This is a genomic window from uncultured Aggregatibacter sp., from assembly GCF_938046485.1.
GTDB lineage: Bacteria > Pseudomonadota > Gammaproteobacteria > Enterobacterales > Pasteurellaceae > Aggregatibacter.
In genome coordinates this window covers 89,249-99,694 of the sequence record NZ_CALIWN010000032.1, presented here as the reverse complement: position 1 = coordinate 99,694, position 10,446 = coordinate 89,249, and the positions used below count along the sequence as shown (strand labels likewise).

General features: G+C 43.0%; 10 protein-coding genes. 6 read left to right on the top strand and 4 right to left on the bottom strand.

The features are described from left to right. Nucleotides 1-371: 371 nt before the first annotated feature. Genes tpx through Q0203_RS04640 form a run of 4 tightly spaced genes read right to left on the bottom strand, consistent with a single transcriptional unit; the run spans nt 372 to nt 5,485 of the window. Nucleotides 372-872: a thiol peroxidase gene (gene tpx, locus Q0203_RS04655; protein WP_297929897.1), complete on the bottom strand. Its 501-nt coding sequence runs from the start codon at nt 870-872 to the stop codon at nt 372-374. A gap of 39 nt (nt 873-911) precedes the next feature. After that, nucleotides 912-1,973 carry a ferrochelatase gene (gene hemH, locus Q0203_RS04650; protein WP_297929895.1) on the bottom strand — a complete coding sequence of 354 codons (1,062 nt, stop codon included), beginning with the start codon at nt 1,971-1,973 and terminating at the stop codon, nt 912-914. Further along, nucleotides 1,966-2,388, bottom strand: coding sequence for a hotdog fold thioesterase (locus Q0203_RS04645; protein ID WP_297929893.1), 423 nt, complete (start codon nt 2,386-2,388; stop codon nt 1,966-1,968). The genes hemH and Q0203_RS04645 overlap by 8 nt, the downstream gene beginning before the upstream one ends. A 7-nt stretch (nt 2,389-2,395) precedes the next feature. Continuing rightward, a complete protein-coding gene (locus Q0203_RS04640) occupies nt 2,396-5,485 on the bottom strand; it encodes an FAD-binding and (Fe-S)-binding domain-containing protein (protein WP_297929892.1) in 3,090 nt (1,029 codons plus the stop codon). Between the two features lie 409 nt (nt 5,486-5,894). Here Q0203_RS04640 and ompA point away from each other — a divergent pair, with 409 nt between their 5' ends. The 6 genes from ompA to rpsB all read left to right on the top strand — a co-directional run bounded on the left by ompA (nt 5,895) and on the right by rpsB (nt 10,314). Further along, nucleotides 5,895-6,950, top strand: a complete 1,056-nt coding sequence (gene ompA / locus Q0203_RS04635; RefSeq protein WP_297929890.1) for a porin OmpA — start codon at nt 5,895-5,897, stop codon at nt 6,948-6,950. 100 nt (nt 6,951-7,050) lie between these two features. Continuing rightward, nucleotides 7,051-7,632: a LemA family protein gene (locus Q0203_RS04630; protein WP_297929888.1), complete on the top strand. Its 582-nt coding sequence runs from the start codon at nt 7,051-7,053 to the stop codon at nt 7,630-7,632. A gap of 20 nt (nt 7,633-7,652) precedes the next feature. Then, on the top strand, nt 7,653-8,102 hold the full coding sequence (locus tag Q0203_RS04625) for a TPM domain-containing protein (RefSeq protein ID WP_295976622.1): 450 nt from the start codon (nt 7,653-7,655) through the stop codon (nt 8,100-8,102). Beyond that, on the top strand, nt 8,095-8,898 hold the full coding sequence (locus Q0203_RS04620) for a YgcG family protein (protein WP_297929886.1): 804 nt from the start codon (nt 8,095-8,097) through the stop codon (nt 8,896-8,898). Before Q0203_RS04625 ends, Q0203_RS04620 begins: the two co-directional genes overlap by 8 nt. A gap of 81 nt (nt 8,899-8,979) precedes the next feature. Continuing rightward, nucleotides 8,980-9,309 (top strand): Grx4 family monothiol glutaredoxin, encoded by a 330-nt coding sequence (gene grxD / locus Q0203_RS04615; protein WP_033002458.1) that lies wholly within the window; start codon nt 8,980-8,982, stop codon nt 9,307-9,309. Between the two features lie 282 nt (nt 9,310-9,591). Next, nucleotides 9,592-10,314, top strand: coding sequence for a 30S ribosomal protein S2 (gene rpsB / locus Q0203_RS04610; protein ID WP_209363253.1), 723 nt, complete (start codon nt 9,592-9,594; stop codon nt 10,312-10,314). Nucleotides 10,315-10,446: the final 132 nt, after the last annotated feature.

The following is a 10,446-nucleotide window of genomic DNA, read 5'->3' as shown; positions in this document are numbered from 1 at the left end:
GTCCACCAGAATCGTAGCGTGCAACTCGTTGCACGAAATCGTGAATGCTCTAAAGGGTTAAATAAGGTTCTGTGCGTGGTTTGGTCGTGCATCAAGATGCACGCTACGCACGAAATCATGAATACCCGAAAGGGTTAAATAACGTTCCGTGCGTGGTTTGGTCGTGTATCAAGATGCAGCCTACGTATGAAATCGTGAGTTACGCCTTTTTGATGGCGCGCGTTTCCTAACGCGTGCCATTTCATATCAATGGATTATCGATACACGCTATGAAGTCTGTGCCATCGAATGCCCTGAAAACAAAAGTGCGGTGGAGTTTCCAAGTGTTTTTAACACACAGAGAAAACCACCGCACTTTGCTTTATTCGTGATTAGACCAACACGGCAAGTGCAGCGTCGTAATTCGGCTCGTTTTTAATTTCAGACACTAATTCGCTGTGTAGCACATTGTTATGTTCATCTAATACAATAACGGCGCGGGCGGTTAGGCCGGCGAGAAGGCCAGATGTAATGTCAACGCCGAGGGTTTTGTGTAACTCGTGGTGGCGGAACGTGGAAAGGGTTTTTACCTTGTCGATGCCTTCAGCACCACAGAAACGGATTTGCGCGAAAGGCAAGTCAGCGGAAATGCAAAGTACAACGGTGTTAGCCAATGTTGCGGCTTTTTCGTTAAATTTACGCACAGAGGTGGCGCAAACACCGGTGTCGATACTTGGGAAAATGTTTAACACTTTGCGCTGACCGGCAAAGGTGTTTAGGGTTACATCGCTCAATTCATTATTCACTAATGTGAGTTCAGTGAGTCGGTCGCCAATTTGTGGGAAACGGCCTGCAACATCGATTGGATTGCCTGCTAAAGTGACGTTATTCATAATGTTCTCCTTAAATATGAAGTAAAAAGGTTGTCAAGATTAATGACAACGACTGCTTAAATGGCTTGTAGTTGGCACAGAAATAGTTGGAATCACATCAATATTTGGCGAATTGCAGTTATTGCATTTCATTTTCGCTATTTGGCTCATCACCAATTTGCCTAACATTTCAATGTGTGCCGGTTCTGCGTTGAGGGCAGGAATATATTGAAAGCTTTCTCCGCCGTGGGTTAAAAATAACGTTTTGTTTTCTTCCGAAATTTCTTCCAAGGTTTCCAAGCAGTCTGCCGCAAAGCCCGGGCAGATCACCGCCATTTTTTTGATACCTTGTTGTGCTGCATTAGAAATAAATCCATCGGTATAAGGTTGCAACCACACTTCTTTACCAAAACGGGATTGGAAGGTTAAACCCCATTGTTTTTCATTTAAGCCCAACCCTTGTGCCACCGCGGCTGCGGTTTGTTGGCAGTGGGTTCGGTAATAATCTCCGGTATTTTCGTAACGCAATGGAATGCCATGGAAGGAAAATAGCAAAAACTCATCGGATTTTAACCGCACTTTACAGGATTCGATTAAGGCGGCGATGTAATCTTTATTTAATTGATATGAATGAATAAAATCAAAGGGCACAATGCCACGTTGTTGTTTTAACGCGTTGGCAAAAGCATCGAACACCGCGCCTGTGGTGGTGCTACTGTATTGCGGGTAGAGCGGTAGCACGATAATGTGTTCCACTTGTTTTTCCAGTAGTTTTTGTACCGCACTTGGCATGGACGGATTGCCATAAGTCATACCGATTTCGATTTCCACATCCAGTTGCTGTTGTTGGAAAAAGTCGATTAAGCCTTGTTTTTGTTGTTCGGTAAACACCATTAACGGAGAACCTTGTTCAGTCCAAATTGAACGATAATTTTTGGCAATACGTTTAGAACGCAACGGCAAAATAATGGCTTTAAGTAACGGATACCATTTACAACGCGGTAAATCCACAACACGTGGATCCGTTAAAAATTGCCATAAATAACGGGAAATATCCTTAGGACTTGGTGAGTCTGGCGTACCTAAATTGGCAAGAATGACGCCGATTTTTAAATTAGTCATGTGTGATAATAGAAAGAGTTAAACGTGAAACGCAGCATAGTTTATCTTGCTCGTCCCGAATGTCAATTTGCCAAACTTGAACGTTTTTGCCTAAACGAATCGGGCTTGATTTAGCGCAAACATAGCCTTGTTTCACCGGGCGTAAATGGCTTGCATTGATCTCTAAACCAACGACAGCCTGATTTGCTTCTACACAGCAAAAACCAGCAGTGGAAGCAACGGTTTCCGCAAGTGCCGCGGAAATGCCACCATGTAAAAATCCCATGGGTTGAGTAGTACGGTGATCCACCGGCATACGGGCTTCCAGCCAATCATCGCCCTGTGCGGTAAATTCAATGCCTAAATGTGCTACGGCACAGTGTTGGCAGAAGTCATTTAGTTGTTGTAGCGTGAGGTGTTTCTTCCAAATGCTCATGGTGTTGTTATTTCAATAAAGTTAATAAGGCTTGTACAGGGTGTTTCGGCTGATAATGGGCGAAACGCTTCACTTGGCTACGACAGGAATAACCGGTGGCTAAGCAGAAGTTCGGATCTTTACTTTGCAGCTTTTTCTCCCACGAGGCTTCATAAATGGCTTTCGACATTTCAATATGCTGGGTTTCGTGCCCGAAAGTGCCTGCCATGCCGCAACAGCCGACAGTTTCAACCTGCAACTGCTGGTCGAAGGCGGCAAAAATGTGTTGCCATTCTTTGCCGCTGTTTGGCATCGCAGTCGTTTCCGTGCAGTGTGGGAATAAATACCACTGATGCGACTCAAAAGTGCAGTCGGTTTTTTCAGTGTTTTGTGCGGATAACAAGATGCCGTTATCCAACTGTTGCTTGAGCCATTCGTGGGCGGTCAGCACATGGAAATTACCGCGCTCAGCACCAAGAATTTCTTTATATTCGTCACGATACGACAACACAATGGCGGGATCCACACCGACCAAAGGCATACCCAGTTTTGCCATACGATTAAGGAACTCAGCCTGATTTTTTGCGGTTTTGGCAAAACGGGTTAAAAAGCCCTTAATGTGTTGTGCTTTACCGTTGGGTTTAAATGGCAATACCACTGGCGTAAAGCCCAGTTTTTGCGTTAACGCCACAAAATCGGCAACGACTTTGGCATCATAATAAGAGGTGAATGGATCTTGCACGATAAGCAAAACACGTTGTTTTTCCACCGCACTTAAACTTTCTAATTGCTCTAATGAGGCGTTTTGATGGCCAAGTTGAATGAGTTGTTGTTGCAGATTTGGCGTGGAGAGCAACGGTAAATCCGTCATGCCCAAACATTTTTCTGCCACTTTTTGACTAAATTTAGTCGCTGTAAAATAATTGAAGAGCTTCGCTTGTTTTGCCATTAGCGGCGCAACATATTCCACATTGGATACCACATAATCTTTGATGGGGCGCAGATAACGCTGGTGATAAAAATGGAAGAACTTTGCGCGGAAGCTAGGCACGTCGATTTTAATCGGGCATTGGCTGGCGCAAGCTTTACACGCCAGACAAGTATCCATTGCCGATTTCACTTCATGAGAAAAATCGTATTCGCCACGGCGTTTTTGATAGCTGTTTTGGATTTTATGCACAATATCCGTGAGTTTTACCGTGGACTGTTTGAAATCCAATTGCGCCGGGGTAACTTGCTCGTTCGCTAATAAACGCAACCATTCACGCACCATGGCAGCACGCCCTTTCGGTGAAAAAACGCGATCTTTACTCACTTTCATAGACGGGCACATGGTGCTGTGGACGTCAAAGTTAAAGCATAGCCCGTTACCGTTACAATTCATGGCACCGATAAATTCTTCTTTCATTTGAACGGGAATTTGGCGATCGAGATCGGCTCGCATTGGCGATAAAATGGAATAAAGTGCTTGTTCGCTGTTTAACGGCGTGCAGATTTTCCCTGGGTTGAGGCGATTTTGCGGATCAAATAAGAATTTGATGTAACGTAATTCGCGCCATAATTCGGGCGTAAAGAATTTTTCGCCGTATTGCGAGCGCATTCCTTTGCCATGTTCACCCCAAATTAAACCGCTGTATTTGCGGGTGAGTTCTGCCACCTCGTCGGAAATCTGTTTGAATAATTTAACTTGCGCTTGATCGCATAAATCTAACGCAGGACGAACGTGTAACACGCCTGCATCCACATGACCGAACATACCGTATTGCAGATGATGGCTATCTAATAAAGCGCGAAACTCGGTAATGTAATCCGCCAGATTCTCCGGCGGCACACAAGTGTCTTCCACAAAAGGAATGGGTTTTGCTGCACCTTTTGCGTTGCCAAGTAGCCCTACGGCTTTTTTCCGCATGGCATAAATACGTTCAATGGACGGCAAATGATCGCAAACTTGATAGCCGATAATATGATCTTTGCCTTCAGCAATTTTTTGATCCAATTGTGCACATAACTGCGCCACTTGTTTTTCAATTAATGCCTGATTATTGCCGGCATATTCCACTATATTTAAGCCAAGAATCGGATGTTGTGCGTCTTCTGTTAACAGTTCTTTGACGGAGTGCCAAATAATGTCTTGTTTAGCCAAATTCAGCACTTTGGAATCTACGGTTTCTACAGAAAGTGCATTGGCTTTGACCATAAAAGGCGCGTTGCGCAACGCCGCATCAAAAGAATTGTATTTAATGTTAATTAATGTGCGATGTTGTGGCAGCGGCATTAAATCCAATGTAGCTTCGCAAATAAAAGCAAGTGAGCCTTCAGAACCTGTCAAAATGCGGGTTAAATTGAATTCGCTTAAATCATCGTTAAACACATTTTTTAAATCGTAACCGGTTAGAAAACGGTTCAGTTGGGGTAAATCATTCAGGATTTGTGAGCGTTTGTCTTTGCAACGTTGAAAAATCTCTTGATGGATTTTTTTTACATTGGCAGAGAGAGAGCTTTCTTCTGTATAGCGAAAAATGTCGTCAGATTTGACCGCACTTGTCTCTAAAATTTCGCCATTGATGAGCACAGTGCGTAAACCGAGCACGTGGTCGGAGGTTTTCCCATATTGTAAAGATCCCTGCCCTGACGCATCCGTATTGATCATTCCCCCTAAGGTGGCGCGGTTACTGGTGGAGAGTTCCGGCGAGAAAAATAAACCGTGCGGTTTTAGAAATTGATTAAGCTGATCTTTCACCACGCCGGCTTGCACGCGCACCCAACGTTCTTTTACATTGAGTTCTAAAATCTTTGTCATGTGGCGAGAGAGATCAACAATAATATTGTTATTGATGGATTGCCCGTTCGTACCGGTGCCACCACCACGTGGCGTAAACGTCAGCGAAAGGTATTTTTCCTGTTGTGCGAGTTTCGTTAGACGAACCACATCGGCAATGCTTTTCGGAAATAAAATGGCTTGCGGAAGTTGTTGGTAAACGCTGTTGTCGGTGGCGAGGCTCAGACGATCGGCATAATTCGAGGCAATCTCTCCTTCAAAATGTTGCAATCGTAGCGCATCTAAATAATCACTGACTAATGGAGAAAGTTGAGGGATCTTTGTTAAGCGGGGTAGCATGTTGCACCATTCTCTATTTAAGCTAAAAGTCGTCAAAGTGTAACATAGAACGCAAGGGCGACGATATTTATGTCATAAAATCAGGAAGTTGATTAAAAAATTGTCAATAAAAAGGTCTTTTTTGTTTAAATTTTGAGCAAAAGAGTGATCGATGATTTGATTTTCCATTTTTTAGGTAGGATAATACGCGAACTTTTGGACAGTCCTTCACATAAGGATATGAATTGCCCCAAAAGACAGAGTAGAGCAAGTTTGCTTTATTGATGTAATATCTTTGCCTTGAGATGACTTTTTAGATCGAACAGGTTAAGATAGCAGGTAACACAATTCCTTTGTGTTGGTTTTCAGCTACATCAGCTGATACTTGTTTTAATTTAAATAGATGACTACATTTAAGAGGATCATCAAAATGAAAAAAACTGCAATCGCATTAGCTATCGCTGGTTTAGCAGCAGCAACTGTAGCACAAGCTGCACCACAAGCTAACACTTTCTATACTGGCGCAAAAGCCGGTTGGACTTCTTCTCACAACGGTTTCACCCAATTTCGTAATGCGGGTTATGATGTAAACCGTCACTCTGTGAACTACGGCGTATTTGGTGGTTACCAAATCACTGACAACTTAGCAGCAGAAGTTGGTTATGAATATTTCGGTGGTTCTAAAATCAAAAGCCGCCAAGACAAAACTGAAGCTAAACACACTGCACACGGTACTACTTTAGCACTTAAAGCAAGCTACCCTGTATTAGCAGATTTAGACGTTTATGGCCGTGTTGGTGCAGCATTAATCCGTAGCGATTACAAAGCTCCAGTAGCAGGCGGTAAATTAAAAGCTCACAACTTCAAAGTATCTCCGGTTTTAGCAGCTGGTATTGAATACGCAATTCTTCCAGAATTAGCAGCACGTTTAGAGTACCAATGGACTGCTCGTGTAGGTAACTTAGGTAAAGCTCTTGTTAAAAATGGTCCAGCTCCACGTGGACGTCACGCAGAGTTCTCTCCGAACATGGGTACTGTTGCTTTAGGTTTATCTTACCGTTTCGGTCAAGGTCAAGCGCCTATGCCAGCACCTGAAGCGAAAGTAGTAAACAAAACTTTCAACTTGAACTCTGATGTGACTTTCGCATTCGGCAAAGCTGACTTAAAACCACAAGCTCGTAACGTATTAGATGGTATCTACGGCGAAATCGCACAAGTTAACAGTGCTAACGTTAAAGTTGCAGGTTACACAGACCGTATCGGTTCTGATGCTTACAACCAAAAATTATCTCAAAAACGTGCTGAAAGCGTTGCTAACTACTTAGTGTCCAAAGGTGTTTCTCAACACGCTATTTCTGCAACCGGTTATGGTAAAGCAAACCCAGTTACTGGTAACAAATGTGACGCAGTTAAAGGCCGTAAAGCGCTTATCGCTTGTTTAGCTGATGACCGTCGTGTAGAAATCGCAGTTAGCGGTTCTAAATAATTGACTTTTTGTTAATTATTTTTAAATAGATAAAAAAGACCTAAACCTATGTTTAGGTCTTTTGTTTTTTAGCTAAGTTTAATGATTGTAAGGAAAAAAAATGAAAAAATGGCTTGTTCTGATTATTGTTGCCGTTGTTGCGGCTATGGCCTTAATTCCAAGTTATAACGGCTTGGTTGCCGCGGAAGAACAAATTAATTCTGTGTGGGCAAATGTAGAATCGACTTATCAACGTCGTTCCGATTTGATCCCAAATTTAGTGAATACCGTGAAAGGTCAGGCAAACTTTGAAAAAGAAACCTTAACCGGTGTTGTTGAAGCGCGCGCAAAAGCAACGCAAACCAAAATTGATCCGTCTCATTTAACGGAAGATCAATTAACCCAATTCCAACAAAGCCAAAATGAAGTAGGTTCAGCCTTGTCCCGCTTATTGGTGAGCGTAGAGAATTATCCTGAATTGCGTGCGAACGAAGGCTTTATGAACTTACAAGCGCAATTAGAAGGTACCGAAAATCGCATTAACGTTGCGCGTAATAAATTCAATGAAGCGGCACGTGAATACAACCAAAAAATTCGTACTTTCCCAACCAAAGTGGTTGCGATGATTTTTGGTTTCAAAGAAAAACCTTATTTCAAATCTGTTGCCGGTGCTGAAAACGCGCCGACAGTGAATTTTAACTAAACGGACAATAAGGTGGCGCGATGCCATTATTTGCAAAAATCCCGATAGATAAAAAACAGCTTGAGGCGGCAATCGCCCGCCTTGAGCGACAAACCTCCGCCGAGTTTCGGATTTTTATCGAACGAAAAATACCGTCAAAACCGACCGCACTTTCTGTTTATGAACGTGCGTTGGGTGTTTTTTCACAACTGGAAATGCATCAAACGGCGGCTCGTAATGGCGTGTTGATTTATATTGCCTATGATGATCGTCAATGTGCGATTATCGGAGACATTGGTATTCATCAGTATGTGGGCGATGACTTTTGGCAAACAGAATGTGCCCGCATGATTGCGCATTTTAAACAAAAGCAATATACAGAAGGTATTTTGGCTTCGATGCAGAAAATTGGTGAACACTTAATTCAGCATTTTCCGGTTCAACCGGACGATCAAAATGAACTGGATAACGAGGTGATCATTCATGATTAAACGCGTATTTAGTTTATTGAGCTTAAAAAGTGCGGTCATTTTTTTCTGCATTTTTATGGCGACGACTGTTTCTGCCGTCACCTTTCCTGATACCCCGAAACCTTTCCGTTATGTGAATGACTACACGAAAACGTTATCAGTAAAAGAGTTGGACGCATTAGAAGCGAAGTTGGCAGCCTATAGCAAAGAAACCAGTTCGCAAATTGCAGTGGTGATTGTGCCAACGACAGGTGAATATGAGGTTTCTCAATATGCCTTTGAATTAGGTGATAAATGGGGAATCGGGCGGAAAAATCTGAATAACGGTGTGTTGTTACTCATTGCAAAAGACGATCGAAAATTGTTTATTGCGGTGGGACAAGGCTTGCAAGGCGTGTTGACCGATGCGCTGGCTTCACAAATTATTCGCAACCAAATTCGCCCTTATTTCCGCAACGAGCAATATGCTCAAGGCATTGATAACGGCTTGGATTACATTATTGCTGCCACCAAAGGCGAATTTGCGGCACAAGCGGAAGAGGAAAAGGATTTCGGGGATGTTGTGCCCTTTATCATGCTCGCGCTGTTTATTTTGATTGTGGTGATAGCGGAGGTTAACAGTCGTCGCGCTTACGTCAGCCCAACGAATAACCATGTCTTGAATGAAATATTGCGCCAATCAATGTCAGATCGTCGCCGTAATGGCAGAGGCGGTGACGGTTTCGGTGGCTTTGGTGGAGGCAGTTTTGGCGGTGGCTCTGGTGGAGGTTTCGGTGGAGGTGGTTTTGACGGCGGTGGGGCTGGTGGTAGCTGGTAATACCCTTTTGGATTTATTGGTCGGGCACATTGTTTGTGATACAATGCGCGCGTTTTCTCTTCAATGCATATAAGGAACATTATGGAAACGTTAGATAAAATCAAAAAACAGATTAGCGAAAATCCGATTCTGATTTACATGAAAGGCTCGCCAAAATTCCCTTCTTGCGGTTTTTCTGCTCGCGCGGTAGAAGCGTTAATTAACTGTGGCGTACCCTTCGGTTATGTGGATATTTTGCAACATCCGGATATTCGTGCAGAGTTACCGGCTTACGCCAATTGGCCGACATTCCCACAATTATGGGTAGAAGGCGAACTTGTTGGCGGTTGTGATATCGTATTGGAAATGTATCAACAAGGTGAACTCAAAACCTTATTAGAAGAAGTCGCTGCAAGACATCCACAAGCGTAAAATGTTTTCTAAAAAACCGCACTTTGGTTTTCTCAAGTGCGGTTTTTTTGTGAGTTAATTCCTTGTAAATTGTTTTAATAAAACGATGAAAAATCGAAATCTACTGGAAACCAGCCGCACTTTATGATATAAAGCACGGCGTTATTTTGCTGTTTAAAAGTAACGTTTATTTTTTAATCAATTTACTAAAACACACACATATCAGAAAGGCTAAATCGGGGTGCCAAACGGTCGATTGGCTGGATATGTGGAGGCTAAACCCCAAACAAAAGGAAAATTATTATGGCACAAGTTTCTATGCGCGATATGCTTCAAGCAGGCGTTCACTTCGGTCACCAAACTCGTTACTGGAACCCAAAAATGAAACCATTCATTTTCGGACCACGCAACGGCGTTCATATCATCAACCTTGAAAAAACCGTTCCAATGTTCAACGCAGCATTAGCTGAGTTAACCCGCATTGCGAGCAACAACGGTAAAGTATTATTTGTTGGTACTAAACGCGCAGCGACCGATGCCGTGCAAGCAGCAGCATTAGACTGTCAACAATACTATGTAAACCACCGTTGGTTAGGCGGTATGTTGACCAACTGGAAAACAGTTCGTCAATCCATCAAACGTTTAAAAGATTTAGAAACGCAATCTCAAGACGGTACTTTCGACAAATTAACCAAAAAAGAAGCGTTAATGCGTACCCGTGAGATGGAAAAACTTGAATTAAGCCTTGGCGGTATCAAAGAGATGGGTGGTCTTCCGGATGCATTATTCGTTATCGGTGCAGACCACGAACATATCGCAGTGAAAGAAGCAAACAACTTGGGTATTCCGGTATTTGCTATCGTTGATACTAACTCTAGCCCGGACGGCGTAGATTTTGTTATCCCAGGTAACGATGACGCAGCACGTGCAATTCAACTTTATCTTTCTTCTGCTGCTGCTGCGATCAAAGAAGGTCGTGGTAACGAAGCCGCGGTTGCTGAAGAATTAGCGCAAGCCGCAGAATAATTCAGGCGATTGCGATAAGGCATAAGCCCTTATTAATCAGATGATTAATGAATAAGCAGGGGGCTAAATAGCTCCCTGTATTTTTTAGATCTAAAAGTGCGGTCTTTTTCCACCGCATTTTAAACTGACAGA

What these genes read in the sequence shown, in the direction of transcription:
- tpx (WP_297929897.1), bottom strand. Translation starts at nt 872, where the DNA reads ATGAATAACGTCACTTTAGCAGGCAATCCAATCGATGTTGCAGGCCGT.
- hemH (WP_297929895.1), bottom strand. Translation starts at nt 1,973, where the DNA reads ATGACTAATTTAAAAATCGGCGTCATTCTTGCCAATTTAGGTACGCCA.
- Q0203_RS04645 (WP_297929893.1), bottom strand. Translation starts at nt 2,388, where the DNA reads ATGAGCATTTGGAAGAAACACCTCACGCTACAACAACTAAATGACTTC.
- Q0203_RS04640 (WP_297929892.1), bottom strand. Translation starts at nt 5,485, where the DNA reads ATGCTACCCCGCTTAACAAAGATCCCTCAACTTTCTCCATTAGTCAGT.
- ompA (WP_297929890.1), top strand. Translation starts at nt 5,895, where the DNA reads ATGAAAAAAACTGCAATCGCATTAGCTATCGCTGGTTTAGCAGCAGCA.
- Q0203_RS04630 (WP_297929888.1), top strand. Translation starts at nt 7,051, where the DNA reads ATGAAAAAATGGCTTGTTCTGATTATTGTTGCCGTTGTTGCGGCTATG.
- Q0203_RS04625 (WP_295976622.1), top strand. Translation starts at nt 7,653, where the DNA reads ATGCCATTATTTGCAAAAATCCCGATAGATAAAAAACAGCTTGAGGCG.
- Q0203_RS04620 (WP_297929886.1), top strand. Translation starts at nt 8,095, where the DNA reads ATGATTAAACGCGTATTTAGTTTATTGAGCTTAAAAAGTGCGGTCATT.
- grxD (WP_033002458.1), top strand. Translation starts at nt 8,980, where the DNA reads ATGGAAACGTTAGATAAAATCAAAAAACAGATTAGCGAAAATCCGATT.
- rpsB (WP_209363253.1), top strand. Translation starts at nt 9,592, where the DNA reads ATGGCACAAGTTTCTATGCGCGATATGCTTCAAGCAGGCGTTCACTTC.